At 66.2% G+C, this 26,367-nt stretch carries 23 protein-coding genes and 6 tRNA genes; 10 read left to right on the top strand and 19 right to left on the bottom strand.

Translation table 11 applies throughout. The annotated features are described in order from the left end of the window. Nucleotides 1-13 precede the first annotated feature (13 nt). Entirely contained in the window at nucleotides 14-430 is a 417-nt protein-coding gene (locus tag M1L61_RS13730; RefSeq protein WP_043403080.1) for a GNAT family N-acetyltransferase, read from the top strand. 96 nt (nucleotides 431-526) lie between these two features. On the opposite strand, the gene M1L61_RS13725 is transcribed toward M1L61_RS13730, so the two are convergent. The 7 genes from M1L61_RS13725 to M1L61_RS13695 all read right to left on the bottom strand — a co-directional run bounded on the left by M1L61_RS13725 (nucleotide 527) and on the right by M1L61_RS13695 (nucleotide 1,865). Beyond that, nucleotides 527-602 (bottom strand) — tRNA-Glu (locus tag M1L61_RS13725). Nucleotides 603-649: 47 nt separating this feature from the next. Beyond that, nucleotides 650-725, bottom strand: a tRNA-Ala gene (locus M1L61_RS13720). Nucleotides 726-771: 46 nt separating this feature from the next. After that, nucleotides 772-847 (bottom strand) — tRNA-Glu (locus tag M1L61_RS13715). A 49-nt stretch (nucleotides 848-896) separates the two neighbouring features. After that, a tRNA-Ala gene (locus M1L61_RS13710) sits at nucleotides 897-972 on the bottom strand. Between the two features lie 184 nt (nucleotides 973-1,156). Then, nucleotides 1,157-1,232 (bottom strand) — tRNA-Glu (locus M1L61_RS13705). 54 nt (nucleotides 1,233-1,286) lie between these two features. Beyond that, a tRNA-Ala gene (locus tag M1L61_RS13700) sits at nucleotides 1,287-1,362 on the bottom strand. Nucleotides 1,363-1,451: 89 nt separating this feature from the next. After that, a complete protein-coding gene (locus M1L61_RS13695) occupies nucleotides 1,452-1,865 on the bottom strand; it encodes a heavy metal-responsive transcriptional regulator (RefSeq protein WP_010484978.1) in 414 nt (137 codons plus the stop codon). Nucleotides 1,866-2,051: 186 nt separating this feature from the next. On the opposite strand from M1L61_RS13695, the gene M1L61_RS13690 reads away from it, so the two are divergent. The 8 genes from M1L61_RS13690 to M1L61_RS13655 all read left to right on the top strand — a co-directional run bounded on the left by M1L61_RS13690 (nucleotide 2,052) and on the right by M1L61_RS13655 (nucleotide 12,112). Beyond that, nucleotides 2,052-3,119, top strand: a complete 1,068-nt coding sequence (locus M1L61_RS13690) for a helix-turn-helix domain-containing protein (RefSeq protein ID WP_019336511.1) — start codon at nucleotides 2,052-2,054, stop codon at nucleotides 3,117-3,119. Nucleotides 3,120-3,199: 80 nt separating this feature from the next. Next, entirely contained in the window at nucleotides 3,200-4,003 is an 804-nt protein-coding gene (locus tag M1L61_RS13685; protein WP_224328271.1) for a TlpA disulfide reductase family protein, read from the top strand. A gap of 30 nt (nucleotides 4,004-4,033) precedes the next feature. Further along, nucleotides 4,034-4,876, top strand: coding sequence for a thiol:disulfide interchange protein DsbG (gene dsbG, locus M1L61_RS13680; protein WP_010484982.1), 843 nt, complete (start codon nucleotides 4,034-4,036; stop codon nucleotides 4,874-4,876). A 514-nt stretch (nucleotides 4,877-5,390) separates the two neighbouring features. Next, nucleotides 5,391-6,824 carry a DcaP family trimeric outer membrane transporter gene (locus M1L61_RS13675; RefSeq protein WP_159360309.1) on the top strand — a complete coding sequence of 478 codons (1,434 nt, stop codon included), beginning with the start codon at nucleotides 5,391-5,393 and terminating at the stop codon, nucleotides 6,822-6,824. Nucleotides 6,825-6,900: 76 nt separating this feature from the next. Next, nucleotides 6,901-8,253: an arginine/agmatine antiporter gene (adiC, locus tag M1L61_RS13670; RefSeq protein ID WP_248853647.1), complete on the top strand. Its 1,353-nt coding sequence runs from the start codon at nucleotides 6,901-6,903 to the stop codon at nucleotides 8,251-8,253. A gap of 20 nt (nucleotides 8,254-8,273) precedes the next feature. Next, nucleotides 8,274-10,562, top strand: coding sequence for an Orn/Lys/Arg decarboxylase N-terminal domain-containing protein (locus tag M1L61_RS13665; protein ID WP_010484988.1), 2,289 nt, complete (start codon nucleotides 8,274-8,276; stop codon nucleotides 10,560-10,562). Between the two features lie 28 nt (nucleotides 10,563-10,590). After that, nucleotides 10,591-11,493 (top strand): cation diffusion facilitator family transporter, encoded by a 903-nt coding sequence (locus M1L61_RS13660; RefSeq protein WP_235651860.1) that lies wholly within the window; start codon nucleotides 10,591-10,593, stop codon nucleotides 11,491-11,493. Between the two features lie 184 nt (nucleotides 11,494-11,677). Beyond that, nucleotides 11,678-12,112, top strand: coding sequence for a Rid family hydrolase (locus tag M1L61_RS13655; RefSeq protein ID WP_126560373.1), 435 nt, complete (start codon nucleotides 11,678-11,680; stop codon nucleotides 12,110-12,112). Here the strand turns inward: M1L61_RS13655 and M1L61_RS13650 are convergent. From M1L61_RS13650 to M1L61_RS13610, 9 genes are all read right to left on the bottom strand, one after another. Next, entirely contained in the window at nucleotides 12,109-12,822 is a 714-nt protein-coding gene (locus M1L61_RS13650; protein WP_010484995.1) for an energy transducer TonB, read from the bottom strand. The two genes, M1L61_RS13655 and M1L61_RS13650, sit on opposite strands and share 4 nt — an antisense overlap. Beyond that, nucleotides 12,815-13,615 carry a ChaN family lipoprotein gene (locus M1L61_RS13645; protein WP_248853646.1) on the bottom strand — a complete coding sequence of 267 codons (801 nt, stop codon included), beginning with the start codon at nucleotides 13,613-13,615 and terminating at the stop codon, nucleotides 12,815-12,817. Before M1L61_RS13645 ends, M1L61_RS13650 begins: the two co-directional genes overlap by 8 nt. Continuing rightward, nucleotides 13,602-16,073 (bottom strand): TonB-dependent receptor, encoded by a 2,472-nt coding sequence (locus tag M1L61_RS13640; RefSeq protein ID WP_248853645.1) that lies wholly within the window; start codon nucleotides 16,071-16,073, stop codon nucleotides 13,602-13,604. The genes M1L61_RS13645 and M1L61_RS13640 overlap by 14 nt, the downstream gene beginning before the upstream one ends. A 64-nt stretch (nucleotides 16,074-16,137) precedes the next feature. Next, entirely contained in the window at nucleotides 16,138-17,064 is a 927-nt protein-coding gene (locus M1L61_RS13635; protein WP_100446051.1) for a FecR domain-containing protein, read from the bottom strand. After that, nucleotides 17,061-17,570 (bottom strand): RNA polymerase sigma factor, encoded by a 510-nt coding sequence (locus M1L61_RS13630; protein ID WP_099560288.1) that lies wholly within the window; start codon nucleotides 17,568-17,570, stop codon nucleotides 17,061-17,063. The genes M1L61_RS13635 and M1L61_RS13630 overlap by 4 nt, the downstream gene beginning before the upstream one ends. A 124-nt stretch (nucleotides 17,571-17,694) precedes the next feature. After that, a complete protein-coding gene (locus M1L61_RS13625; RefSeq protein ID WP_248853644.1) occupies nucleotides 17,695-18,201 on the bottom strand; it encodes a hypothetical protein in 507 nt (168 codons plus the stop codon). Nucleotides 18,202-18,309: 108 nt separating this feature from the next. After that, nucleotides 18,310-18,534 carry a hypothetical protein gene (locus tag M1L61_RS13620; RefSeq protein ID WP_010485009.1) on the bottom strand — a complete coding sequence of 75 codons (225 nt, stop codon included), beginning with the start codon at nucleotides 18,532-18,534 and terminating at the stop codon, nucleotides 18,310-18,312. Further along, nucleotides 18,531-19,232: a glutamine amidotransferase gene (locus M1L61_RS13615; protein ID WP_019660234.1), complete on the bottom strand. Its 702-nt coding sequence runs from the start codon at nucleotides 19,230-19,232 to the stop codon at nucleotides 18,531-18,533. Before M1L61_RS13615 ends, M1L61_RS13620 begins: the two co-directional genes overlap by 4 nt. Next, nucleotides 19,229-20,002 carry a YggS family pyridoxal phosphate-dependent enzyme gene (locus tag M1L61_RS13610; protein WP_248853643.1) on the bottom strand — a complete coding sequence of 258 codons (774 nt, stop codon included), beginning with the start codon at nucleotides 20,000-20,002 and terminating at the stop codon, nucleotides 19,229-19,231. Before M1L61_RS13610 ends, M1L61_RS13615 begins: the two co-directional genes overlap by 4 nt. 76 nt (nucleotides 20,003-20,078) lie before the next feature. Here M1L61_RS13610 and ptsJ point away from each other — a divergent pair, with 76 nt between their 5' ends. Next, on the top strand, nucleotides 20,079-21,365 hold the full coding sequence (gene ptsJ / locus M1L61_RS13605; protein WP_010485015.1) for a transcriptional regulator PtsJ: 1,287 nt from the start codon (nucleotides 20,079-20,081) through the stop codon (nucleotides 21,363-21,365). A 58-nt stretch (nucleotides 21,366-21,423) separates the two neighbouring features. Here ptsJ and M1L61_RS13600 read toward each other — a convergent pair whose 3' ends face one another. From M1L61_RS13600 to M1L61_RS13590, 3 genes are all read right to left on the bottom strand, one after another. Next, nucleotides 21,424-22,386, bottom strand: a complete 963-nt coding sequence (locus tag M1L61_RS13600; protein WP_049409923.1) for an IS110 family transposase — start codon at nucleotides 22,384-22,386, stop codon at nucleotides 21,424-21,426. A 281-nt stretch (nucleotides 22,387-22,667) separates the two neighbouring features. Next, complete coding sequence (locus M1L61_RS13595) at nucleotides 22,668-23,174, bottom strand: hypothetical protein (RefSeq protein ID WP_019336451.1); 507 nt, start codon at nucleotides 23,172-23,174, stop codon at nucleotides 22,668-22,670. Nucleotides 23,175-23,255: 81 nt separating this feature from the next. Next, a complete protein-coding gene (locus tag M1L61_RS13590) occupies nucleotides 23,256-26,366 on the bottom strand; it encodes an error-prone DNA polymerase (RefSeq protein ID WP_053443226.1) in 3,111 nt (1,036 codons plus the stop codon). Between the last annotated feature and the right edge of the window lies 1 nt (nucleotide 26,367).

Genomic DNA, 26,367 nt, shown 5'->3' with positions numbered 1-26,367 from the left:
AGGGAGAAAGCGCATGAATGATTCCGTCGCCTGCCAGTTCCGCGACGCCGTGCCCACGGTCGAGGACTATTGCCAGCTGCGTGTGCTGGCGGGCCTCAGTGCCAAGAGCCAGGAGGCGGCGGCACGCGCGCTGCCCAATACCCTGTATGGCGTGTGCGCCTACCAGGGCAACGAGCTGGTGGCGATGGGGCGCATCGTCGGCGATGGGGGCTGCCACCTGCAGGTCTGCGATATCGCCGTGTTGCCGCGCCTGCAGGGGCAGGGCCTGGGCAAGGAAGTGATGCGTCGCCTGGATGGCTGGATGCAGGCAAACCTGCCGCCGTCGGCATACGTCAGCCTTCTGGCAGATGGTGAAGCGCACCGGCTGTACGCGCAGTTTGGTTTCGCACCTACCGCACCTGCATCGATCGGGATGTATCGCCGGTTCTGAGGTGTGTCCAGGCTGAGGCCAGCCATGCGCGGCTCGGGCCTTCCCAGGAATCACAGGCAAAGAAAAACCCCGGCCGAAGCCGGGGTTTTAAAGAATTGGCGTCCCCACGGGGATTCGAACCCCGGTCGCCACCGTGAAAGGGTGATGTCCTAGGCCTCTAGACGATGGGGACGCACGAAAACTTCAAGTTGTAGATCCTTCGACGGCCTAATGTCGAAGTGGTGGAGCCAAGCGGGATCGAACCGCTGACCTCCTGCATGCCATGCAGGCGCTCTCCCAGCTGAGCTATGGCCCCAATGAAACTCCGGATGATCTGCCGGGAGCAGAGTCCGTTTTGAAACTGGCGTCCCCACGGGGATTCGAACCCCGGTCGCCACCGTGAAAGGGTGATGTCCTAGGCCTCTAGACGATGGGGACGCACGAAAAACTTCAAGTTGTAGAACCTTCGACGGCCTAATGTCGAAAGTGGTGGAGCCAAGCGGGATCGAACCGCTGACCTCCTGCATGCCATGCAGGCGCTCTCCCAGCTGAGCTATGGCCCCGTGTTACCGAGCCGCCTATCATACCTGCGTGTTCACGTTTGTGGAAGCTTTTTTTGAGCTTTTTTCGTTCCGGTTCAACCGCGGCCGCGAGGGCAGGGGAACCGCAACGCCACTACCTGACTGCTGGTAGGCGGTGAACAAAAAAGACCCGGTTATCGGCCGGGTCCTCGTTGTTCGTGATGAGTGGCGTCCCCACGGGGATTCGAACCCCGGTCGCCACCGTGAAAGGGTGATGTCCTAGGCCTCTAGACGATGGGGACGCAATTCTCATCAATGTTCTTTAGCGACCTTTCGACGGCCTAATGCCGAAAGATTGGTGGAGCCAAGCGGGATCGAACCGCTGACCTCCTGCATGCCATGCAGGCGCTCTCCCAGCTGAGCTATGGCCCCACGTCGCTGAGGAGCGAAATAATAGCCTTGCCCCAGGGGGTTGGCAAGCATTTGTTGCACTTTTCTTCACGTGCGTTGCGAAGCCGATGTCAGTCGCCTTTCGCCTGTGCAACGTTGTCGGTCAGTGCCGCCAGGATCGGGCACTGGTCCAGCGTGCCGTGACCGGGGCAGGCGTCGACCAGCTGCGAAAGTGCGGTGTGCATGCGCTGTAGCTCGGCCATCCGTTGCGCGATGTCCTGCAGGCGGGCCTGCGCGGTGTCGCGCACGCTGCCCATGTCCTGCGAGTGCTGATCGCTCAGTACGAGCAGCTCGCCGATCTCTTCCAGGCTGAAGCCCAGCGCCTTGGCGCGGCGGATGAATCGCAGCCGGCGCAGATCCTGCTCGCCGAAGATGCGGTAGCCACCCGCCGAGCGGGCCGCGGTCGGCAGCAGCTGCTGTCGTTCGTAGTAGCGCACCGTATCGATCGGCACGCCCGCCTGGCGGGCCAGTTGTCCAATGTTCATGGCGGATTCCTGCGGATGCTGCCGGCCATTGTGAAGCCTGGAGTCTGGTCGAGAGTCAAGGCTTGGACTGGGTGCGCGCATTCAGCGCACTTTGCAACTTTCTTCATAGCCCCGCCGATGGGCCAGTTCCTACCCTTCGCCTGAACCGGCCGTTCGATGGCCTGCAACGAACCGAGGAGGTGGTCTGTGGAAGGATTCAGGAACGAAGGATTCGTCGAGATCGCGGTGGTTGAATACCCGGGAGGTGATCCGTCTGCCGCCTCCGTACTGGCCGAAATGGCGCACGTTGCCAATCGCCTTGCCCAGCAGCAGCGCCGGCCGTTCAAGCGGGTGCTGGTCACCCGCTGGATCGTGCCGGCCAGCCAGACTGGTGTGCACCGTATTGCGGGTGCGGAAATGCTCGATGCGGCCATCCCGGCTGTGATTGCGGTTCCCGGCCAGATCAGTGCCGGCGCGTGCCTGCGCGCGGATGAGGTCCTGCTGGACTGGCTGCGCGCGCACTATGACGGTGGCAGCCTGCTGGCCGCCGCCAGTGATGGCGTCAGCGTGCTGGCACGGGCCGGATTGCTGGCCGGGCGTACGGTCAGTGGCCCCGATCTCGGGCGCCATCCAGGCCTGCAGGCGCAGGCCGCGAGCTGGGTGCCGAGCGAGCGGGCGCTGGTGGATGACGGCGACCTGCTGACGGTCGGCGGGGGCCAGGCCTGGCGCTTCCTGGGCCTGCGGCTGTTGTACCGGCTGCATGGGCAGGGCGTGGCCAGTGCGGTGGCGCAGCAGCTGGGCATCACCGTGCCCGCCACGATCCAGCAGGATCTGGAACGCTTCAGCGCCAACTTCGCACATGGCGATCGTGATGTATTGAAGGCACAGCGCTGGTTGCACACCACGGCGGCACGCGGCGCCACCCTCGCCGCGATCTGCGAAGTCTCCGGATTGGAGCCGCGCACGCTGCAGCGGCGGTTCCTCAAGGCCACCGGCCTGCGGCCGATCGAGTACTGCCAACGGCTGCGCATCGCCAAGGCGCAGACCCTGTTGCAGCAGGGAGCGGGTATCGATGAGGTGGCCTGGGGCGTCGGCTACGCCGATCAGAGTGCGTTTCGCCGGTTGTTCCTGCGCATCGTTGGCATGACGCCGGCGAACTATCGGCGTCACGTCAGCAGCAAGCGCCGCGAGCGGCCCTTGATGCCGTCGGTGGCGGGCAGTCTGCGCGGGCTGCAATCGCCGTCGGTGATGCAACTGGGGCGCAGCGCGGCCTGATGCGGGCAGCATCGTCGGGCTTGCAACCGGAGTGCGACACTTCGACCATGCAGCCAGTGGACGATTGAACAGGTGGTCTGATGTCGAGCGTTGGGCCGGTGCCGATGCCGGTGGTATTGATTCTCGTGTGCGTAGTGCTGGCGATGGCCGTGGCGCGTCTTTGGCCACGCAGGAAGGACGGCATGCCGCTGCCTTCCGCACCCAGCATGGTTCTGGACATGCTGCTGGTGGGCCTGCTGTGTGGTCGCATCAGCTTCGTGGCCTTGAACTTCGCGCTGTATCGCGAGGCGCCGTGGAGCATTCTGCAGATTGCCGATGGTGGCTACCACCTGGTGGTTGTCCTGGTTGCGGGATTGGCATGGGGACTGTGGAGGTTGCGCCCATGGCGGGCGTTGCGCGCCCCGGTGCTGGGCGCGGCGTTGGCAGGTGTGCTGCTATGGGCGGGCGGCAGTCAGCTGTTGTCCGCCTGGCAGGAGCGGCAGATGCCCTTGCCGGTATTGCAGGTTGCTGATCTGCAAGGGGGAAGGGTTGATCTGCAGCAGTTTCGTGGCAAGCCACTGGTGCTGAACCTGTGGGCCAGCTGGTGTGGTCCCTGCAGGCGTGAGATGCCGGTCTTGGCAGCGGCACAGCAGGCACATGCGGACGTGCAGTTCGTGTTCCTCAATCAGGGTGAAACCCTTGAGGAGGTCCAGGGTTTCGTTGCGCGCGAACGGCTCCTGCTGGGCAACGTATTGCTGGACGATGACGCTGCGGCATCCACGGTGCTGGGCGTGCAGGCCTATCCCTCGACCCTGTTCTTCGACGCCGAGGGGCGCCTGCGTGAACTGCACCTCGGCGAACTGACGGCAGCTGGTCTTGAACACAAACTGCGCCGGCTGCGGTAGCCTGCGCGGGCATCTCACTACGGAGTTCCCATGTTGTCGACTTCCCTGCGCACCGCCCCGGCGGTGCTGTTGCTGCCGGTCCTGCTGGCATTGGCCGCCTGCAGCCAGGCACAGACACCGCCGGGCAAGACCGCCGCGGCACCGGCAGCGAGCGCCACAGCCGCTGCCAACAAGGGCGATCGCCCTGCGGTGCTGAAGGGCATCGAGAAGCATGGGTTCGAGGTCGTCGCCGAATTCGATGCCCCCGGTGGCCTGCGAGGTTTCGCCGGCGTGGTCGGCGGCCAGCAGCCGGCAGCGGCCTATGTCACTGCTGATGGCAAGCATGTACTGGTCGGCAGCCTGTTCGATGCGGAGGGCAACGATGTAGCCGCTGAGGCCGTTGAGAAGCTGGTGGCCTCGCCGATGTCGGCCAAGATGTGGACCAAACTGGAATCCAGCGCCTGGGTACGTGACGGCAAGGCCGATGCGCCGCGCGTGGTCTATACCTTCAGCGATGCCAACTGCCCTTACTGCCACAAGTTCTGGGAAGCGGCACGGCCGTGGGTCGATGCGGGCAAGGTGCAGCTGCGTCACATCATGGTCGGCGTCATCCGCGAGGACAGCCCGGCCAAGGCGGCGGCCATCCTCGCAGCCCGTGACCCGAGTGCAGCGCTGCTGCAGAACGAGCACGATTTTGATCGCGGTGGCATCAAGGCGCTGCCGAACATCAGCCGCGAAATTGCTGGCAAGCTCGATGCCAATCAGGTACTGATGATCGAAATGGGCTTCCAGGGCACGCCGGGCATTCTGTTCCAGGACGCACAGGGCCAGGTACAGCGTCGTGCGGGCCTGCCGCAGGGTGCCGATCTGCAGACGGTGCTTGGCCCGCGCTGAGTGGCGCCAGCTTCATGAAACATTGCACAGGCCCGCATGGCAGCATGCGGGCCTGTTGCATTCTGTGGCCGGCCTTCCGGTTGCAGGCCCGCGCAACGTTGGTTCATCGTCACGTCTGAATCGTGACTGACATCAAGCATCACGCCTTGATTCCAATCAAGGCCAAAAACGACAGGCGGATTAGCCTGTGACGCATGGAATACAGCGTCACTGCGCGACGGATGCCGCGCTCGCCACGCCCTGATCAGGGTCGGCCGGCACAGCCATTCACGACATTCTCACTCCGTGCTTGTTACCCAGACCGCTGCGGTCGCCACCTCTTTGGCAGCGCGGCCTTGATGGAGTCGACATCGGTGCGGGCAGGACAGTGTCATCGTCCTGTTGCCTGCAGTGCGCAGGCTGGCCGCCGCCGTCGACGCAGTATCCGCATTTCCAGCAACTGCAACGTGGGGCCGGAGCCGCGCATGCGTGCGTTCGGCCTGCGAGATGAACATGGACGTCCAGGGAGGATGCAATGCGCGTGGCGGTACTGAGTCTGGCCTGCTTGACCGTATTGGCGATCACGCCGGCATATGCACAGGCTGATGACAAGGAGGACGCGCAGGCGCTGCGCCGTGAGATCGCGGCCATGCGTCAGGTACTGGAAGGCATGCAGCAGCGGCTGGATCGGCTTGAGCAGCGTAATGGCGCGGTTGCGCCTGCCGTCGCGCAGATCCCTGCGCCTGCGACCGCACCTGCAGGCGCTACCCATCTGCTGCATCCCACCCAGGTGCCGGGCGTGGCACAACCGGTGCTGCCGCAGCGTGAATCGGTGGCCGATCCTTCCACCGCGGCATCGCGACCGGACAGTGCGGCCGGCCCAACCGACCCGGATCTGAAGGGGTTCTTCGCCATTCCCGGCACCGATACGGTGATCCGCATTGGCGGCTACGCCAAGCTCGATGCCATCGCCGATTCGCGCGCAGCCGGCGACGAAGATCAGTTCATTCCTTCGTCGATGCCAGTGGGCGGCCGTCATCGTGACGTGTCCAATTTCAACATCCATGCCAAGCAGACCCGCTTCAGTTTCGAGGCGCGGCGCCCGACCTCGCACGGGAACCTGCGCTTCTACCTGGAGAACGACTTCTTCGGCAGCAGTGATGGTTACGAATTCCGCCTGCGCCACGCCTATGGCCAGCTTGGCAATACCTACGCGGGCTACGGCTATTCCAGCTTCATGGATCCGGACAGCTTGCCTGACACGCTGGATTTCGCCGGTCCGGGTGGTGCGGGCTATCTGCTGGTGGCCGGCATCCACCACAGCTTTGCGATGGGCAAGGGCAACACCCTGACTGTTGCCGCCGAAGATCCGAAGACTGAACTTGCCGGTGCCAGCGATGAGCGCGCGGCGGTGAACCGGCTGCCGGATATGACGGTGACGGCGCGCATGGAGCGCGACTGGGGCCACCTGCAACTGGGCGCGGTGGCACGCAGCCTGGCGTATGACGGTGACGATGAGCGCGACCGGCGCATGGCCGGTGGCCTGCAGCTGAGCGGATCGGCGTCGGTGGGCGAGCGCGACCTGCTGCTGTTCGGTGCCCTCGGTGGGCGCGGCCTGAGCCGTTACACCGCTGACCTGACCGGCTCCGGGCTGGACGCGGTGGTCGGTGCCGATGGCCGCCTTGATGCGCTGGACCTGCACGGTGGTTTCGTTGGCTACACCCATTACTGGTCCGAGCTGTGGCGTTCGAACCTGATCGTCGGCCAGCTGACCCTGGAGCGGAATGCTGCACTGGCGGCCGACGCATTCCGTCAGAGCCGCTACGGCGTGTTCAACCTGATCTGGAGCCCGGCACCGTCGTGGACGATGGGCATGGAGCTGCTGTACGGGCGCCTGGAACAGCAGGGCGGCGCGCGCGGCGACACGGTCCGGGTGCAGGGCAGCCTGCAATACAACTTCATCAAGTAAGCGCCAGCGGCGTTACGCCAGCGCAACCGTCCCCACGTCCGGCCGCACCGGGCTCATGCCAGTACAGGAGATTGTCATGGCAGAAGCAAAGAAAATCGGGGTGGTCGGAGCCACCTTCCTCGTCGCCGGCAACATGATGGGCTCCGGTGTGTTCCTGCTGCCCTCCAGCCTGGCCAAGATCGGTACCGCCTCGATCTGGGGCTGGCTGATCACCACCGCCGGTGCGCTGCTGCTGGCGTTCGTGTTCGCCAAGCTGGGCAAGCTGGCGCCCAAGGCGGGCGGTCCATACGCCTATGCGCGCGACTGGTTCGGGCCCTACATGGGCTTCCAGACCAACACCATCTACTGGTTCGCCAACTGGATCGGCAACGTCGCCATCCCGATTGCGGCGGTCGGCTACTTCAGCTACTTCTTCCCGATCCTGTCCGAGCCGCTGGTGCGCTGCATCGCGGTGCTGATCCTGGTGTGGGCGCTGAGCTTCGCCAATGTGATCGGCCCGGCCTTCGTCAGCCGCGTGCAGACGGTCACCACCAGCTTTGCGCTGGTCCCGATCCTGGGCATCGCCATCTTCGGCTGGTTCTTCTTCGATGCCGATATCTTCAAGGGCGCCTACAACGTGTCCGGCGAGTCGAACTTCGGCGCGATCTCCAGCGCCGCGGCACTGACCCTGTGGGCGTTCATCGGCGTTGAATCCGCTTCGGTCACCGCCGGCGTGGTGGAAAACCCGGAAAAGAACGTGGCCCGTGCCACCCTGGCCGGTGTGTTCCTGGCTGCCATCGCCTACATCGCCAGTTCCTCGGTGATCATGGGCATGGTGCCCAACGGCGAACTGCAGACCTCCGATGCCCCGTTCGCGCTGGCTGCGGCCAAGGCCGTCGGTGGCTGGGGCGGTGCGCTGGTCAGCCTGTGCGCCTTCATCGGCGCGGCGGGTTCGCTGGGCGGCTGGATCCTGCTGACCGCGCAGAGCGCCAAGGCGGCCTCTGACGACGGGCTGTTCCCGAGCATCTTCAGCAAGACCAACAAGGATGACGTGCCGGTCAAGGGCGTGCTGATCGTAGCGGTGCTGATGACCCTGGCGGTGCTGGTCACCTCCACCTCGGAAACCGCGTCGGCACAGTTCGACGTCATCACGTCGGCCGCCGTGGTACTAACCCTGCTGCCCTACATCTACTCGTGCGTGGCCTGCTACTTCGTGGTCGAGCGTTCGCACACCCTGGTCCATACCGGTGCGTTCTGGACCCTGACCAGCCTGACCGTTGTGTACTGCCTGTGGGCGATCTACGGCTCGTCGGGAACCATCGTGCAGTACGCCTTCCTGTTCGTGCTGTTCATCACCGTGTTCTATCCCTTCTTCAGCGAGGAGCGCCGCCAGCAGCGGCAGCGCGCCCGCGAGGCATCGGCCATCAGCGTCGGCGCCCAGCGTTCCTGAGTTCGACAAGGAGAATCAACGTGTACTTCAAGTCCCTGGACTATCCGGTCATTGTCATCGACAACGACTACGAGTCGCCGCGCATCGGCGGCATCCTGATCCGCGCCCTGGTGGAAGAACTGCGCAGCAACGACCAGCGCGTGCTGTGCGGCCTGAACCTGGATGATGCGCGCGCCGGTGCCCGAACCTACGTGGCGGCCTCGGCAGTGCTGATTTCGATCGATGGCAGCGAAGAGGTGGATGGCGAGTTCCAGCGCCTGACTGCCTTCCTGCGTGAGCAGAGTGCGCGCCGCGCCAACCTGCCGGTGTTCCTGTACGGCGAGCGCCGCACCATCGAGAAGGTGCCGAGCAAGCTGCTCAAGTACATCCACGGCTTCATCTTCCTGTTCGAAGACACCAAGAGCTTCATCTCGCGGCAGGTGATGCGCGCAGCCGAAGACTACATGAAGAACCTGCTGCCGCCGTTCTTCAAGGCGCTGATCCATCATGCGGCCGAGTCGAACTATTCCTGGCATACGCCGGGCCATGCCGGTGGCGTGGCGTTCACCAAGTCGCCGGTCGGCCGTGCATTCCATCAGTTCTACGGTGAGAACACCCTGCGCAGCGATCTGTCGATCTCGGTGCCGGAGCTGGGCTCGCTGCTCGACCACACCGGCCCGATCAAGGATGCCGAGGAAGAAGCGGCTCGCAACTTCGGCGCCGACCATACCTTCTTCGTCACCAATGGCACCTCCACCGCCAACAAGATCGTCTGGCACGGCACGGTGGCGCGCGGTGACGTGGTGTTCGTAGATCGCAATTGCCACAAGTCGCTGCTGCACGCGCTGATCATGACCGGTGCAGTGCCGGTGTACTTCACCCCAAGCCGCAACGCGCACGGCATCATCGGCCCGATCAGCCTGGACCAGTTCACGCCGGAGTCGCTGCAGCAGCGCATTGCTGCCAACCCGCTGGCCAGCCAGGCCTACCAGGCCGGCTCCAAGCCACGCATCGCAGTGGTCACCAACTCGACCTATGACGGCCTGTGCTACAACGCCGAAAAGATCGCTGATGAGATCGGCAGCGCGGTCGATTTCCTGCACTTCGATGAAGCCTGGTACGCCTACGCCGCGTTCCATCCGTTCTACGAGAACCACTACGGCATGGCCAAAGGCAAGCCGCGTGAGCAGGATGCGATCATCTTCACCACGCATTCAACCCACAAGCTGCTGGCGGCGTTCTCGCAGGCCTCGATGATCCACGTGCGCAACTCGGCGCAACGCAACCTGGACGCCGAGCGCTTCAACGAGTCGTTCATGATGCACACCTCGACCAGCCCACACTACGGGGTGATCGCGGCCTGCGACGTGGCCTCGAAGATGATGGAAGGCGAGGCTGGCCGTTCGCTGGTGCAGGAGATGCACGACGAGGCGATCGCGTTCCGCCGCGCGATGCTGCACGTCCGTGACGATCTGGGCCGCGACGACTGGTGGTTCAGTGTGTGGCAGCCGACCCTGGTCGAGCGCAGCCTGGACAAGGGTGATACGCCGGCGCCGCTGGTGGCCAAACGCGAGGAATGGTACCTGCAACCGGATGCCCATTGGCACGGCTTCGAGAACCTGGTCGATGACTACGTGCTGATCGACCCGATCAAGGTGACCCTGCTGACCCCGGGCCTGGCGATGGACGGCAGCATGGGCAAGCTGGGCATTCCGGCGGCGGTGCTCAGCAAGTTCCTGTGGGGCCGCGGCATTACCGTGGAGAAGACCAACCTGTACTCGGTGCTGTTCCTGTTCTCGATGGGCATCACCAAGGGCAAGTGGAGCACGCTGGTCACCGAGCTGATGGCATTCAAGGAACTGTATGACCGCAACGCGCCGCTGAGCCAGGCACTGCCGACGCTGGCGGCCGACTATCCCAATGCCTACGCCGGCTGGGGCCTGCGTGACCTGTGCGATGCACTGCATGCGTTCAACCAGGAATTTGCGGTGGCCAAGGTGATGCGCGAGATGTACGTGGATCTGCCGACCCCGGTGATGACCCCGGCCGATGCCTACAACCACCTGGTCAAGGGCGAGATCGAGCGGGTCGACATCGAGCAGCTCAGTGGCCGCGTCGCCGCGACCATGCTGGTGCCGTACCCGCCGGGCATTCCGACCATCATGCCGGGCGAGCGCTTTGGCGACAGTGACGAGCCGATCATCCAGTCGCTGCGCATCGCCCGCGAACAGAACGCTCGTTTCCCGGGCTTCGAGTCGGACGTGCACGGGCTGATCATCGAGCAGGAGGGTGATGCGGTTTCGTACAAGGTGGAGGTGCTGAAGGCCTGACCGGCAACGGTCGGCCGTTCGGCGGACGATGGATACCGCGCGCGAGCAACGCATCCTGAAGTTCTCCATCGGGGTCACCCTGGCGGTGAGCACGGTCGGCTTCGGCGGTGGCCTGCTGGTGGGATCGCAGGCCATCCTGTTCGATGGCGTGTACAGCCTGGTCGACGTCGCGCTGACCCTGGTGTCGTTGTCGGTGCTGCGGCTGGTGGCGCGGGAGCAGAGCCCGCGCTTCCAGTACGGCTACTGGCACCTGGAGCCAATGGTCGAGGCATTCGGTGGGGTGATCCTGTCGCTGGCCTGCGTGTATGCGCTGGCCAACGCGGTGATTGGCTTGACCACGGGCGGGCATGAAGTGAAATTCGGGCCCGCGCTGTGGTGGGCGGCACTGCTGAGTGCCAGCAACCTGGCGATGGCGCTGTTTGTCGCCCAACGAGCGCGGCATCTGCGCTCGGCGCTGTTGTGGCTGGACGTGCGTGGCTGGCTGCTGGGTGGGTTGATGAGCCTGGCGGTGGTACTGGCCTTCGTACTGGCCCTGGCCCTGCAGGGGGGCGAATGGCACCACTGGGTGCCGTACCTGGATTCGATCGTGCTGGCGTTGATCAGCCTGGCGGTGCTGCCGGTGCCGGCGCGCAGCGCGTGGAAGGCCATGCGTGAAGTACTGCAGGTGGCGCCGGATGATCTGGACCGGCGCGTGCAGCAGGTGATGCAGGCATTCGTGGCCGAGCGCGGTTATGCCGGTTTTACCAGTCACGTGGCGAAGATGGGGCGGATGCGCTTCATCGAGATCCATGTGCTGGCCGACCCGGGTACGCCGCTGGGGTCGGTGGGCGAGGTTGATGCGATGCGCGATGAGATCGCGGTGCGGCTGGATGCGCGCGGCAGCACGTTCTGGCTGACCATCGATTTCACGGCAGACCCGGCGTGGACGTGAGCGGGGAACGGTAGAGCCGAGCCCATGCTAGGCTGCCATTCGCGCAGCGCAGCCGAGCACGGGCTCGGCTCTACACGTCGGCGTGATCGTTGCGCGTGGCAGACCGGTCTGTTGCACCGGATCCGTTTGACCTCAACCTGGGTTGAGGTCACAGACTGCCTGCAACCCCCACGAGGCGCGCGGCATGAACCTGCTGACCACACCGGACCTCAGCCATGGCCTGCTGGAGCTGTCCAATCCTCCCGGCCTCTACGACCCTTCCGCGAACGGCTACTCCCACGTGGCGGTGGTGCGCCTGCCAGCACGGGTGATCCATGTCGCCGGGCAGGGCGGTGAAGATGCCCAGGGCCGTCTCTCGCCCAGTTTCGAAGACCAGGTCGGGCAGGCGCTGGACAACCTGCAGACCGCGCTGCGCTCGGTGCAGGCAAGCCTGGCTGATGTGGCGCGGTTGCGCATCCTGGTGGTGGGCCACGACGAAGACCGGCTGGGCATCATCGCCCATCAGGTGCGGCGGCGCTGGCCGAACCGCGCCGCGCCCACCTGCACGCTGATCCCGGTGCCGCGGCTGGCGCTGGACGGCATGCTGTTCGAGATCGAGGCGGAGGCTTATGCCGCCTAGCGCAGGTAGTACTCCACCGGCACCACCAGCTCCTGCGGTGCCTTCAGTTCATCGGGAATGGGCGGCAGCGGCTGCGCGCGACGGAAGGTCTGCAGCGCGGCGTCATCGAGCATCGGCTGGCCACTGGACTGCTCCAGCCGCAGCGCCAGCAGGCGACCTTCGCGGTCGATGCTGGCCCTGACCCACGCAGTGCCCTGCTGCCGGCGCGAGCGCGCGGCGGCAGGGTAGTAGCGGTAACGCTCCAGCCGCGCCATCAGGCGGGCTTCCCACTGGTCGCTGGCGGCGCCGGCCTGGAAGTCTGCCGGTGGCGCGTCTGGAGCGGGCGGCGCGGCCGTGATCGATGCCGGTGCGGGACTTGCATCGGTCGCGGCCGCAGGCGGGGCGACTGGCAGTGGCTGCCGGCCCGTCCCACCCGTTTCGCTGGCGGCCAGCTCTCCCTCGCGCGCCGCCGTAGGCTTGGGTGGCGGCGGCGACTTCGTGGGCTGCGAGGCGCGGGCCTGCTGCGCCTGGCTGGGGGTCTCGGCCTGGCGTTCCTCCACCGGTTGCGGCGGCGTGGCCGGTGCCAGCAGGCGCAGGCTGATGCGCACGTCCTGCTCCGGCGGCGGCAGCATCGGCGGCATCGCGACCCAGTGCACCAACAGCAGCAGTGGCAGCAGATGCAGGACGACGGTGATCGCGATCGCCTGCCAGTGTTGGCCACGCTCACTCATCGTCCAGCACCCACAGCAGATCGGCATCTGCCGCATCGACGGTTTCACCCGGCGAAGCCAATGCGATCACCAGCGCAGGCGTATCCGGTGACAGGTAGCCCGGTACACCGGTACCGCGCAGTACATGCCAGCGACCTGCTACCAGCAGCGCCGGCGCGGGCGCATCGAGCAGCACCCGCGCCATGCGCGTGTCGCGGGCCTGTTGCACGGCCAGCATTCCTTCCAGCATCGGTGCCGCGTCTGCGTGCTGGGCCAGCACCACCGCCGACAGGCGCTGGCGGGCAGCGGCCACCGGGAATCGCACGCCCTCGGTCGAGGCCAGCAGCGCGTTGACCTCGGTACGCGACAGGTTGCCGCCGAACAACGGCGTGCCTGCATCGGCAGCCTCCCGTACCAGGCCGCCATACGCGGCCCACGGCCAGCGCGTATCCCAGTCCAGCAGTTCCCGCAGGCGTGCACCTTCGGCCTGGTGGCCCTTGGCCAGCCAGCGCTGCACGCGCTGCAGGCGTGGCTGGCGCTCGCTGGCGATCATTTCCAGCACCAGTGAACCTTGCGGGCGCTGCCGCTGCAGGGCCTGCAGCAGCCAGCGCTGGGCGGCGTGGTCTCCGGCGAGATCATGGCGTTCACCCAGCAACAGCCGCTGGGCGTCCGCCGCGCGTGTCACGAATGCGGCTTCGTCCAGGTGCTGGCCAGTGGCCAGGTCGATCACTGTGCCGGGCACCGGCTGCGCGCCAGCCACCGCGGCCAGCGCGAGCAGGCATACGGGCAGCCAGCGACGGCTAGAACGCCACATTGACGCCCATCGAGACGGTGCGGCCACGGCCGTTGCCGCGGTCCAGGATCGGGCTGAAGATGCTGTCGATCGAGGCATTGTTGTCATAGGCCTTGTTCTGCAGGTTTTCGATGTTCAGCCACAGCGTGGTGTTGGCCTGTGGCTTGAAGCTGGCGTAGAAGTCCAGCAGCACACCGGTGCCGCCGGTCTTGCGGGTCTGGAAGAAGTCGTAGCCCTCCTCGGTGGGCCCGGAGTACGCGGCGCGCAGGCCGGCCTGCACGCGCTGCTGCCACCAGCGGCCGCCTGCGTCCAGGGTCCAGTAGCGGTCGGGCAGGGCGGTGATGTCTTCCAGGTTGACGAACTCGATGGCCGGCGCGCTGGTACGCGAGCGGGTCCAGCTGAGCGTGGCGTGGTAGTGCTCGCTGGCGTAATGCGCCTCCAGCTCGATGCCGCGCATGCGCACGACGCCGGGATGGTTCATCCAGCGGGTCGTGGCGGTGAAGTCGTCTGCATCCAGCACATCGGTCCAGGCATTGAGCTGCGGATCGCTGTCGATCGGCACCACCAGCGGTTCCACTTCCGGCGGATGCACGATCAGCAGGTACTGCGGCTTGATGTAGTCGCGGATGCGGTTGTCGAAGCGGGTGATGCGCAGCTGTGCCAGGTCACCGTCGACCAGCAGCGAGTCGATGCTGAGGTTGGCGCCGAACTGCAGGTTGCGCGAGCGCTCGCGGCGCAGGAACGGATTGGCGCCGATGCCGTCGGCGACGCTGGCGTCCTCCAGCGGGATCTTCTCGAAGAACATCTCCTGCACGCGCGGCGGCCGTGATGTGCGCGAGACCTCGGCAAACAGCTGCAGCCAGTCAGTGGCCTGCAGTGAAACCGCCAGGCTCGGGCTGAGTGCGCGCTCGCTGCGCCGCACGTCGATGTCGCCGCCATTGATCTCCGCGCACTGGCCGGGTACATCCGAGCACACCGGGATGTGGCCACGGATGCCGAAGCGGTCCTGGCGCAGGCCGGCAGTCAGCGCGTAGATGTCGTACTGCAGTTCCAGCGTGCTGAACACGCTGTCCAGCTGGCTGCGACCCTGCGGGTTGGCACCGCGCAGGATGGGCGTATCGGCCACATAGATGTCCGACTGGTGCTTGATGCCGGTGTTCCAGCGCGCCTGCAGTGCGCCGATGTCGAAGCGACTGGTGTTGTCGAGGGTCCAGCTGCTCAGGCTGCTGTGGGTGCGGCGGCCGATGTAGCTTGAATCTTCCACCGGCGGATAGAACAGCCGGGTCTTGTTGCTCGCGAAGGTCGCGCGCAGGTCGATCCATGGCGAATAGGGCGTGTAGTGGTAGCTGGCGCGCTGGTTGCGCGCGGAAATCTGCCACGGGTAGTTGTGGTAGAAGTCGTTTTCGTAACGCATGTGGCTCAGGTCGAGCCGATGCTGGTCACTGGGCTGCAGGCGTGCTTTCAGCAGCCAGCTGCTGGGCTGCTGGCTGCCGGGGTCGGCGTTGTTCTTCTGCCCACGCGCGGTCGCGTATTCGCTGCTGCGGCTGCTGCTGGCGGCGGCCAGCAGGCCGAACTGACGGTCGCCACCTTCTTCGCTGTGGCGCCATGCACCGGCGAAGGTGCGGCCGCTGCCATAGCCGTTGTTGCCATGGCGATAGCCGGCGCGCAGGCCCCAGTCACGGCCCTCACCCAGCAGATCGTCGATATCCAGGGTGCGGAAGTTGGCACTGCCGGCCAGCGTACCAGCGCCGTCACCGCCAGCGACCGCACCGCGCTGCACGTCCACACCGGCCAGCAGGAAGGGATCGACATAGGCGAACGGACCGCCCGAACCATGCCCGGCATTGTTGCGGAAGGTCTGGGTGACACCGTCGATCATGGTGTTGACCCGGCCGGCACCGGTCATGCCGCGGATGTTGACCTGCAGGCCCGGCTGGCTGCGCGAATGGAAGCTGTGGGTGCCGGGCATCGAGCGCAGCAGGCTGTTGCCTTCCTGGCGTTCGGCCATCGCCACGCGCTCGCTGCCGACCGAGGGCGCAAAGCCATCGCGGGTGGCCGGTACATACTGGCTGGCGCCGGCGCCCGGTGCCTGGCCGTGCGCGGTAGTGCCCTGCACCCGCAGCGGGCCGGTGCGACGGCTGCCATCGGTGCGTTCAGCCGGCGTCGGTTCCAGGGCGGCGCGGCGCGCATCGACGAAGCGCGGTCGCAGGCCGCTGCCTGCCAGCAGGCGCGACAGGGCCTGCGCATCGTCGAAGTCACCGCGCAGAGCAGGGGCCGAATGACCGGCAGGCAGCGCCGCGCCGATCACCAGGTCGACACCGGTCAGCCGGCTGTAGGCGTCCAGCGCGGCCGCCAGCGGCTGGGCGGGCAGATCGTAGGTGCGTGTGGCGGTCTGTGCGTGGGCACTGCCGGGCATCAGCGGAAGGGCGCTGGTGCAGGCCAGCGACAGGGCAAGGACAAGGGGGCGGGGGCACAGCATCGGGGGCTCCAGGGGCTGACGCAGAACGTCGTCATCCTGGGTAGACGCAGTCGCAGGCCGGATGTCAGGGTCCATCACGCTGCTCCCTGCGTGGCGGCAGCCACACCTGTATGCCCGCGCCGAGGCGCAGCACGCGCACCTGCAGTTGCGTGGCCAGCTGGTCGCGATTGCTGGCTGCACCGTCGGCACTGCCGAGCAGGGTGACCGGCTGCTGGCGCAGCTGCTCGCCGACGACCCACGTATGCCCGCCATGCCAGCGGTCCAGGCCCTGCGTGACGTCGGCCAGCGGGGCCGAGACCCAGTGCAGGCGCCGCTCGCGCCAGGCCAATGTTCCGGGGGCAGCCGTTGTTGCATGGGCTGTTGCCTGCCCATCGAAGCGCAGCTGCTCGCCGTCGTCGGCCAGCATGCTGACGTTGCCGCTGTCCACGCGCACGCGATGCTCGGTAACGGTGACCACACTGCTGTTGCCCTGCACGGCAAGATCGAATGCGGTCCCCAGTGCAGTGACGGTGCCCTGTGGGGTATGCACCTGGAATGGCCGGTCGGCATCTGCGGTGACCTGGAACCAGGCCTGGCCGCGCTGCAGCTGGAGCTGGCGGCGCTGCCCATCGATGCGCACCTTCACTTCGCTGCCAGGTGACAGCAGGACATGCGAACCATCCGGAAGAGTTTCCTCGCGGATCTCGCCAGCGGCCGTACGCAGTACCTGTGCCACGGGTGGCGAGGCATGGCGGCTGTAGAGACCCAGTGCGCACAGCAACAGAACCGCAATGCCGGCTTCGCGCAGGCGACGGCGTTGCCTGCGCTGCTGTTGCCGCTGCAGGCTGGGCGTCGCCGCACCGGCCTGCCACAACTCCTGCAGGTGCAGGTACTGCGCCGCATGGCGTGGATCGGCCCGGCACCATTGCTCGAACGCGTTCTCATCGCGGTCGCCGTCGTGCGCATCCAGCCACCAGCGTGCAGCTTCGCGTGCAATGGTCTCCTGGCTCATGCGCCCGGCACCTGCTGCAACGCGACCAGGGCGCGCAGCAGATGGCCGTGCACGGTCTGCCGGCTGATCCCCAGCTGGCGCCCGATCTCGGCCAGCGCCAACTGTTCCACACGGGCCAGCAGGAACACCTGGCGCGAGCGTGGCGGCAGCGCGGCGATGATCGCGTCGAGGTGGCGCAGTTGTTCGGCGTCGAGCATTCGCTGCTCGGGCAGCGGCGCAGGATCGGCGATGGCATTCAACTGCGTGTCATCCAGCACCTCTTCGCGACGGCGCTGGCGTTGCCGGTAGTGATCGGCGATCAGGTTGTGGGCGACGCGGTACAGATAGGCGCGGCCATTGCCCAGCAGGCCACTGGTGGCGACTTTGACGACACGCAGCCAGGTTTCCTGGACGACGTCATCAGCGTCGCTGCGTTGCGGGAGTTTGCGGCGGACATGGGCGTGCAGCGGCCGGTAATGGGCCGCGCACAGCTGCGCGACATCCGTCGGTTCGACAGGCGTGGACACGGGGCGGGCGACAACTGGGAAAGGGAACAGCCCGCGGCGGCAAGGGCAGCGGCTGCACCTTACAGCAAAAGAGAATCATTTGCATCTATGGCATGAGGCGCAGCATGCATGGGCCACCGCGGCGTCAGCGCGGGCGATAGTCGCAGTGGATCTGCAGGGCCTCGGTGGGGTTGTGATGCAGCTCGAAGCCGCAATGCTGCAGGCTGCGCTTCACCTGCGCGACCGCTTCGGCATGATGGGCGACGCGACGATCCTGCCAGCGCGGTGGGGTGAACACGCCCAGAGGCAGCAGCCGCAGCCGCTTGCCGTGCAGTACCAGTGAGACATCGATATGACGGCCATCGATGTCGTGGCCGTTGGCACCGAAGATGGCATCGATCTCATCCCGGCGCTGCGGGTAGCAGGTGCGAAACACCGCAATGCCGAGCCGTCGCACCACGCGGCGGAAGCCACCGAGACGGCTGTGGCTGGGTTCGAAGCCACGAGTGAGCAGCAGGCGCAGCCCGGCAGGCAGCATTGCCTGCGCGTCGAGCAGGCGTTGCAGTACCTCTTCTTCCAGTTGGATGCGGGTGGAGGGCCAGCGCGGGGCGATGAGCAGTCCGTGGTGGCGGCCGCGTTGCAGGGTCAGCATCCGTGAAGCTTCGCACGCGGGCGAACAGCCAGGGTAGTGCCGGCCGCTGGCCGGCAAACCTGTTCTCCCGTCGAATGCCGACCAGCGGCCGGCACTACCATCGCCGGGTCAGATGTCGCGGTACTGGATCTGCGAAGCCAGTACGCGCAGGCCATCGGCATTGCTGGACAGGATGCGCTCTTCGCTGACCCCTTTCTGCCGTTTCAGCTGGAAGCCCTGATCGGCAGGCAGCTGTGCGGCGATGGCGTCCATGCGTTGCAGGGCATCGGGGCCGCTGCAGTCGAAGTGACCCCAGTGGGCACCATCGCGGTGGATCTGCAATCGGTAGTTCATTGTGGTGTCTCCGGCAGGTCCTGCAGCCAATGGTCGAACATCGCGGTGGCGGCCGCAGCCAGTGGTGCGCCATAGCGACGCGCCTGCGCGCGAAGGTCGTTGGGATCGATGCCGGCCTGGGCCAGCTCCAGCGTGTGGCCGATCAGCCAACGCTCGAACTGGCGGGCGTCCAGTTCCGGATGGCATTGCAGGGCCAGTGCGTGGCTGCCGATGGCGAATGCCTGGTGACGGCAGGCCGGCGTGCTGGCCAGGCGGCGTGCACCGGCCGGAAGTTCGAACGCTTCACCATGCCAATGCAGTACCGGAATGCCCTGCAGGGACTGCAGCGGAGAACGCTGGCCTTCATCGGTCAGCAGCAGTGGCGCAAAGCCGATTTCCTTGCCACCACTGGGAGCGACACTGGCACCGAGTGCCCGCGCCATCAGCTGTGCACCCAGGCAGATGCCCAGGGTCGGCCGCTGCCGCTGCAGCCGGCGCTGCAGCAGGGCAATGCTGTCGTTGACGAAGGGATAGGTCCCTGTGTCATTGGCACTGATGGGACCGCCCAGCACGACCAGCAGATCGGCGGTTTCGGCGCCATCGAGCACATCGACGCCGGCCTGCAGCACGTGCAGCTGCCAGCCCTGCGCCAGCAGCAACGGTTTCAGGGTGCCGAGGTCTTCAAAGGCAACGTGTTGCAGGACAACCGCGTGCTTCATGCCGGTGCTCCGCTGTTCGGCCAGTAGAAACTATCCGGGGTGGCACGGGCACCGAAGATGGCCTGGCCGACGCGGACCACGGTGGCACCTTCCTCGATGGCCACTTCGAAATCACCGGACATGCCCATCGACAGCTGCGACAGGTCGAGGCCGGGTGGGGCGGTGCGTTGCAGCTGGTCGCGCAGTTCGCGCAGGCGCACGAAGCAGGCGCGCACGCGCTCGACATCGGGGGTGAAGATGGCCAGGGTCATCAGGCCGCGCACGTGCAGGCGATCTAAGGCCGGAAGCTGCTGCACGAAGGCCTCGACCGCGTCGGGTTCCAGGCCGTACTTGCTCGGTTCGGCCGAGGTGTTGACCTGCACGAACACATCCAGCGTGCGGTCTTCCAGTTGCAGGCGCTGCTGCAGGGCCTCGGCTACGCGCAGGCTGTCCAGCGCCTGGAACTCGCTGGCAAAGCGCGCCACGTAGCGCGCCTTGTTGGTCTGCAGATGGCCGATCACCGACCAGTGCACGCCCAGGTCGGCCATCGTTTCAGCCTTGCGTTGCGCCTCCTGCACCTTGTTCTCGCCCAGTTCGTGGCAGCCTGCGGCTACCGCCATGCGGATGCGGGCGTCATCGACGGTCTTGCTGACCGGCAGCAGGCGCACGCTGGCCGGGTCCCGGCCGACGCGGGCGCAGGCATCGGCGATGCGTTGGCGCACCGTGACCAGGTTGGCGGCGATCTGTTCAACGGACTGGGCGACGGGCCAGTCGGCAGCGGCAAGGGGCATGCGGGCACCTCCAATGCAGGGTGACCAGGGTGGGATACACTGGCACAGGACAAGAGATATTTTGGCATAGGACAAAATGAAAATCACCGGGCATAGCGCCGAGTCGATCTTCGACAGCATCCGCGACGGCATCGGCAAGGGCCGCCTTCCGGCCGGCAGCGTGTTGCCGCCGGTGCGTGAACTGGCCGAGCAGCTGGGAGTGAACCGCAACACCGTGGCTGCTGCCTACAAGCGCCTGGATGCGGCGGGCCTGGCCAGCACGGCGGGCCGCCGCGGCACGGTGGTGCGTGGCCTGCCGCCGCCGCTGGCGCGTGAAGGCAGTACGCCCGGGCTGGCCCTGCAGGACCTGGCCGGTGGCAACCCGGATCCACGCCTGCTGCCGAACCTGCGCCTGGCCCCGGCCGCACCACGGCTGTATGGCGTGGGCACGGTCGACCCGAGGTTGGAGGCGCTGGCACGCGCCTCGCTGGATGCGGACTGCCCGGAGGGCTATGCGCTGGAACTGACCCATGGCGCGGTCGATGGCATCGAACGCCTGCTGTCGGCGTGGCTGCTGCCGGGGGATCGCATCGCGGTGGAGGATCCGTGCTTCCTCGGCAGCCTCAACGTGCTCAACGCTGTGGGCCACGCGCCGTTGCCGGTGGCGGTGGACGCGCATGGCATGCAGGTCGATTCGCTGCGGCAGGCACTGGAGGCCGGTGCACGCGCGGTGTTGCTGACCCCGCGGGCACACAACCCGACCGGGGCCAGCCTGGATGCGAAGCGGGCGCGGGCGTTGCGGCAGTTGTTGGCGGCCTACCCGCAGGTGGCGGTGTTGATCGACGATCACTACGCGCTGCTCTCGCAGCAGGCCTATCACTCGGTGCTGCCGCTGGATGGCCGGCGCTGGGCGCTGCTGCGTTCGTTGTCCAAACCGCTCGGCCCGGACCTGCGGCTGGCCTGGCTGGCCTGCGATGAAGAGACCGCGATGCGGCTGCGGCTGCGATTGGCGTCCGGCACCGGCTGGGTCAGTCACCTGCTGCAGGATGCGGCGACCTCGGTGCTGTCGTCGGCAACGCAGCGGGCGAAGATCGCTTCGGCAGGTGAGCGTTACCAGCAGCGCCTGCGCTCGCTGCAGGAGTTGCTGCATGCGCGTGGCCTGCCGACACCGTTGCCGATGGAAGGATTGAACCTGTGGCTGCCGTTGCAGGCCGACAGCCATCCGCAGGTGCTGGCCCTGGCTTCGCGTGGATGGCATGTGCGCGCGGGCGAAGTGTTCTCGGTGGCAGCGCCGGGGCATGGCCTGCGCATCACCTGCGCTGCGCTGGGGGCAGCGCAGCTGCGGCAGCTGGCGGATGACCTGGCGGCGGTGTTCGCTCTGTAGCGTCGAGCCATGCTCGACGTTGCTTCGCCTTTGTAGAGCCGAGATCCTATGTTCGCGGTCAAGCCTGCTGGAAGCAGGCTTGACCCACTTTCAGCATGGCTGGGTCAAAGTCCCGACCGCTCTTGAAGACGCCCCAGGCGATCTTGGCTAGTTTTCTCGCCAGAATGTTGAAAGTGGCAGTACTGCTGTGGCCGCGCTCGCGGATGGCGTTGTAGAGAGGCTTGCCACCCTTTGAGCGGGTCAGGCCCATGGCCGCCATGTAGAGGATCTGACGCAAACCGGCGCTGCCGCGTTTGGACAGGCGACGCCGACCGATCCGTGCGCCGGATTCGTTGGGTCGCGGATCCAGGCCGGTGCAGGCAATCCAGGCGTCCGAGCTGGCCAAGGGCCAGCGCGTGATGTGATGGGTAATGAAGGCCGCCACCGTCGGTCCGATCCCCGGAATGGTCATGATTCGTCGATACAGATCGTGCTGTTCACCACTGCGGCACAACCGTTGGATCTCTTGATCCAGCAGGGCGATGGCCTCTTTCAGGCTACTGAAAACCCCTCCGAAGAGTGCGGATTCTGATGCTCCCGACCCCAGCGAGAGATTGAGCTTCGTCTTGCTCCTGACCAGGCTGTCACGTTGCTGGAGCAGTACATGCAGCCGCTCCTGCGCAGGCGAACGAGCGACATGCTCGTGCAGATTGTCGGCCTCCTTGGCGATGTAGCGCGCGATAACCTGTGCGTCGCCAGAGTCGGTCTTGCCGCGGCAAGCCACCCCCTTGGCGTAATGCTTGATGTCGCGCGGATTGAGCACAAAGACCGCGTGGCCGGCCTTCTGGGCAGATTGAGCCACAAGCTCGTGGTAGCGATTGGTCGCCTCCACCCCAATGCGAGTCCTGGTCGGCAGGCCGGACAGCCACTTACCGATGGCCGACGCTGAATTGGGGATTCGAGTGCTGCCCTTGGTGCCATGGCGCGCCACCACAAGGCTCTTTGAGTCGGCATCGATGCCGACGGCTAAACGATCTGACATCTGCGTAACTCCCAGCTATTGTTGAGGGGCTGGGGTGGTACCGCACCACGTTGGCTTGCCTCCATCGGCGGTCCTCAAAGGCCGCTAGATCCTTTATCGACGTTAAGGTGCGGGATGGGGATCGCTCGGCTCGTCTGTCGGCTGCTACCCGCAGATATCATGTTGACGGTCCCTCCACCCTGGCTCCTACATACCGCGTAGGAGCCGGGAGGAACATACAAGCCATGCTCGGCTGCTGTTGATAGAAGCAGTCGAACATGGCTCGACGCTACACAAGCAGATCAGGGCGCGGCGTTGGCGCCGGGACGCACGTAGTAGGACTGGCCGCTGTCATCGACGAACATCAGCTCCGGCTTGCCCTGCCAGGAGGTGAGCATGGCGCCGGTGTTGTTCTGGTGCTTGACCATCAGGCTGGCGCCGCGGTCCGGGTTGGCGACGACCTTGAATACTTCAGTGGTGCCGGTGGCATCGTCCAGGGTCAGCAGGGCTTCGCCGCCGCGGTCGCTGGTACCGTAGCCGCCGCGTTCGGAACCATCGGGACCGAGCAGGATCAGGCCTGACAGGGCGGTGGCACGCGGCCCCTGGGTGCGGCCCTGGCTGAGCGGATCGGGAACCGGTGCGCCGAGGATCACCCGCGGCTGGCCGCTTGCATCGTGGATGACCAGCCCGCGCGCCTCGATGATGCGCTGGGGTGATTGGCTGCGATGCAGGCTCCAGGCGGTCCAGCCGGAAACCAGCAGGGCGAGGGTCGAGACCACCAGGGTGGTCAGCAGCAGCGCACGGGGCATCGGGTCGTCCTTCCTTGGATGTGCCGACGATAGCGGATGCGGACCGGCAATGGCCAGTTCGTTGTGTGACGTTGTGTATCGTCAGTGGAAATCGCGGCTGTGGCTGCGCAGTCCCTGCAGCAGTTCATCCAGGCAGTGCATGCGCTGCACGATGACGTGCTGCACGCCATCGACGCGTTCCAGGCGGCCATCGATCTGCATCAGCTGGGTATCGACCAGCACCCGGTGCTGGCGATCGGCCAGGTGTCGCCAGACCACGGCGTTGACCATGCCGGTCTCATCTTCGAGCGTGAGGAAGGTGACGCCGCTGGCGGTCTGCGGGCGCTGGCGCATGCGTACCAGGCCAGCGATACGCACGCGACGGCCATGGCCATGCCCGGCCAGTTGTGCAGCGTCCAGACAGCCACGGCTGCGCAGCTGCGCGCGCAGGAACGAGATCGGGTGGCGGCCAAGTGTGGTGCCGGTGCTGCGATAATCGGCCTGCATGTCCTCCCAGGCGCTGGGCAGGGGCAACGGCACGCGGGCTTCGGCAGTGGCGCGGGCCTGGTCGAACAGTGGCAGCCGGTTTTCCACGCCGGAGATATCCCAGCGTGCACGATGGCGATGGCCACTGAGCCCACGCAGTGCACCGGCATCGGCCAGCAGGCCCTGCTGGCGGCGGTCCAGTGCGGTGCGCTGGCACAGGTCGCCCACATCGTCGAACGGGCGCTGCGCACGTTCGCGCATGATGGCCTGCACGACGGGTTCGTTGCAGCCATCGATCAGGCGCAGGCCGAGCCGGATCGCCGCCGGTCCCTTGCTGAAATCCAGCGTGCAGTCCCAGTCGCTGTGGCGCACGTCCACCGGCAGCACGCCGATGCCATGGCGGCGTGCATCCTGCAGCAGCTGGTCGGGGCTGTAGAACCCCAGCGGCTGGCTGTTGATCAGGCTGGCGGTGAACGCGGCGGGATGATGGCACTTCAGCCAGCAGCTGTTATAGGTCAGCAGGGCGAAGCTGGCAGCATGGCTTTCCGGGAAACCGTAATCACCGAAGCCCTTGATCTGCTCGAACAGGTGCTCGCCGTAGTCGCGGCTGAAGCCATTCTTCAACATGCCGGCCAGCAACTTCTCCCGATGCGGTTCCAGGCCGCCACGACGCTTCCATGCCGCCATCGAGCGGCGCAGGGCATCGGCTTGGCCAGGTGTGTAACCTGCTGCTTCCACTGCCAGCTGCATCACCTGTTCCTGGAACAATGGCACGCCCAGCGTACGCGCGAACACGCGTTCCAGCTGCGGTGGGTAGAGCGGATTGTCCGGATCGTTCAGTGCCTCCGGGCCTTGCTCGCGCAGGATCCTCCGCCGTTCCAGATAGGGGTGCACCATGTCACCCTGGATCGGGCCGGGGCGCACGATCGCCACTTCGATCACCAGATCGTAGAAGCAGCGCGGCTGCAGGCGTGGCAGCATCGCCATCTGCGCACGCGATTCGATCTGGAACACGCCGATGGTGTCGGCGGCGCAGATCATGTCGTAGGTCTTCGTATCCTTGGCAGGGATCGCATCCATGCGTCCACTGTGCAGGCCGTGCTGCTGCAGCATCGCCAGGCATTTACGGATGGCGGTGAGCATGCCCAGCGCTAGGCAGTCGACCTTCATCAGGCCGGTGGCATCCAGATCGTCCTTGTCCCACTGGACGACGGTGCGGTCGGCCATCGCCGCGTTTTCCACCGGTACCAGCGTCGACAGCGGGTGCTCTGAAATCACGAAGCCGCCCGGGTGCTGCGACAGGTGGCGCGGGAAATCGATCAGCTCGGTGGTCAGTGCCAGCAGCCGCCGCATCAGCGGTGTTTCCGGATCAAAGCCGCGCTCGCGCAGGGTCTCCGGCAGTGGTACGTGGCCGCCCCAGTGGTCCATCGCCGCGCCGAGTTCGTTGACCTGGTCCATCGGCAGGCCGAGTGCACGGGCCACGTCGCGGATCGCGCTGCGGCCACGGTAACTGATCGCCACCGCAGTCAAGGCGGCGCGTTCGCGGCCATAGCGCTTGAACACGTACTGCAGCACTTCTTCGCGGCGCTCGTGCTCGAAATCGATGTCGATATCCGGTGGCTCGTCGCGCTCGGCGGAGATGAAGCGCTCGAACAGCAGGTTGCTGCGCGCCGGGTCGATCTCGGTCACGCCCAGCACGAAGCACACCGCGGAGTTGGCCGCCGAGCCACGCCCCTGGCAGAGGATGTCCTGGCTGCGGGCGAAGCGCACGATGTCCTGCACGGTGAGGAAGTAGGAGGCGTAGTTCTTCTGCTTGATCAACGCAAGTTCGTGTTCGATCTGCTCGCGCTGTGCCGGCTGGATGCCGTTCTTCCAGCGCCACGGGATGCCACGCTCGACCAGCACGCGCAGCCAGCTGTCCGGATCATGCCCTTCGGGCACCAGCTCACGCGGATAGGTGTACTGCAGCTGTTCCAGGGTGAAGTGGCAGCGCTCGGCGATGCGCAGGGTCTCGGCCAGCAGCTCAGGCGGGTACAGCTGGGCCAGCGCGGTGCGTGGGCGCAGGTGGCGCTCGCCATTGGGGAACAGGCGCCATCCAGCTTCGGCCACGCTGCAACGGTGGCGGATCGCGGTCAGCGTGTCCTGCAGGGCGCGGCGGCGGCGTACATGCATGTGCACATCACCACTGGCCACCAGCGGCAGGCAATGGCGTTCGCCGAAGGACTGCAGCTGCTGCAGGCGGCGTGCATCGTCGTGTTCGTGGTGCAGCTCCACCGCCAGCCACAGCCGATCATCGAAGCCGGCGCGCAGCAGTTCCAGGTCGGTGGCGGCCGGTTGCCGGTCCAGCCACAGGCACAGCAGACCGACGGGCAGGCCGAGAAGGTCCTCGCGCAGGCAGCGGTACTCGCCCTTGGCGGCCCGCCGCCGGCAGGTGGTGATCAACTGGCAGAGCCCCGTATAGGCGGCCTGGTCGGTGCACAGCAGGGCCAGTTTCGGCCCATCCTCGACCTGGAATTCGGCGCCGACAATCAGCGCCACGCCATGCGTCTTCGCCGCCTGCCAAGCGCGTACGATGCCGGCCAGCGAGCATTCGTCGGTGATCGCCAACGCTCGATAGCCTTGGCCGGCGGCGCGCGCGAACAGTTCTTCGGCGATCGAGGCGCCACGCTGGAAACTGAAGGCCGACAGGCAGTGCAGTTCGGCGTAGCCGGGCAGTTCGCTGTGCATG

The organism is Stenotrophomonas sp. NY11291 (genome assembly GCF_023277365.1).
GTDB lineage: Bacteria > Pseudomonadota > Gammaproteobacteria > Xanthomonadales > Xanthomonadaceae > Stenotrophomonas > Stenotrophomonas geniculata.
Note: the sequence above shows the minus strand (reverse complement) of the source record. Positions and strands in the feature narration are given on the sequence as shown.

Bases quoted from the DNA above. Each gene is read 5' to 3' on its own strand.
- M1L61_RS13730 (WP_043403080.1), top strand. From the start codon at position 14: ATGAATGATTCCGTCGCCTGCCAGTTCCGCGACGCCGTGCCCACGGTC.
- M1L61_RS13695 (WP_010484978.1), bottom strand. From the start codon at position 1,865: ATGAACATTGGACAACTGGCCCGCCAGGCGGGCGTGCCGATCGATACG.
- M1L61_RS13685 (WP_224328271.1), top strand. From the start codon at position 3,200: ATGTCGAGCGTTGGGCCGGTGCCGATGCCGGTGGTATTGATTCTCGTG.
- dsbG (WP_010484982.1), top strand. From the start codon at position 4,034: ATGTTGTCGACTTCCCTGCGCACCGCCCCGGCGGTGCTGTTGCTGCCG.
- M1L61_RS13675 (WP_159360309.1), top strand. From the start codon at position 5,391: ATGCGCGTGGCGGTACTGAGTCTGGCCTGCTTGACCGTATTGGCGATC.
- adiC (WP_248853647.1), top strand. From the start codon at position 6,901: ATGGCAGAAGCAAAGAAAATCGGGGTGGTCGGAGCCACCTTCCTCGTC.
- M1L61_RS13660 (WP_235651860.1), top strand. From the start codon at position 10,591: ATGGATACCGCGCGCGAGCAACGCATCCTGAAGTTCTCCATCGGGGTC.
- M1L61_RS13655 (WP_126560373.1), top strand. From the start codon at position 11,678: ATGAACCTGCTGACCACACCGGACCTCAGCCATGGCCTGCTGGAGCTG.
- M1L61_RS13650 (WP_010484995.1), bottom strand. From the start codon at position 12,822: ATGAGTGAGCGTGGCCAACACTGGCAGGCGATCGCGATCACCGTCGTC.
- M1L61_RS13645 (WP_248853646.1), bottom strand. From the start codon at position 13,615: ATGTGGCGTTCTAGCCGTCGCTGGCTGCCCGTATGCCTGCTCGCGCTG.
- M1L61_RS13640 (WP_248853645.1), bottom strand. From the start codon at position 16,073: ATGCTGTGCCCCCGCCCCCTTGTCCTTGCCCTGTCGCTGGCCTGCACC.
- M1L61_RS13635 (WP_100446051.1), bottom strand. From the start codon at position 17,064: ATGAGCCAGGAGACCATTGCACGCGAAGCTGCACGCTGGTGGCTGGAT.
- M1L61_RS13625 (WP_248853644.1), bottom strand. From the start codon at position 18,201: ATGCTGACCCTGCAACGCGGCCGCCACCACGGACTGCTCATCGCCCCG.
- M1L61_RS13620 (WP_010485009.1), bottom strand. From the start codon at position 18,534: ATGAACTACCGATTGCAGATCCACCGCGATGGTGCCCACTGGGGTCAC.
- M1L61_RS13615 (WP_019660234.1), bottom strand. From the start codon at position 19,232: ATGAAGCACGCGGTTGTCCTGCAACACGTTGCCTTTGAAGACCTCGGC.
- M1L61_RS13610 (WP_248853643.1), bottom strand. From the start codon at position 20,002: ATGCCCCTTGCCGCTGCCGACTGGCCCGTCGCCCAGTCCGTTGAACAG.
- ptsJ (WP_010485015.1), top strand. From the start codon at position 20,079: ATGAAAATCACCGGGCATAGCGCCGAGTCGATCTTCGACAGCATCCGC.
- M1L61_RS13600 (WP_049409923.1), bottom strand. From the start codon at position 22,386: ATGTCAGATCGTTTAGCCGTCGGCATCGATGCCGACTCAAAGAGCCTT.
- M1L61_RS13595 (WP_019336451.1), bottom strand. From the start codon at position 23,174: ATGCCCCGTGCGCTGCTGCTGACCACCCTGGTGGTCTCGACCCTCGCC.
- M1L61_RS13590 (WP_053443226.1), bottom strand. From the start codon at position 26,366: ATGCACAGCGAACTGCCCGGCTACGCCGAACTGCACTGCCTGTCGGCC.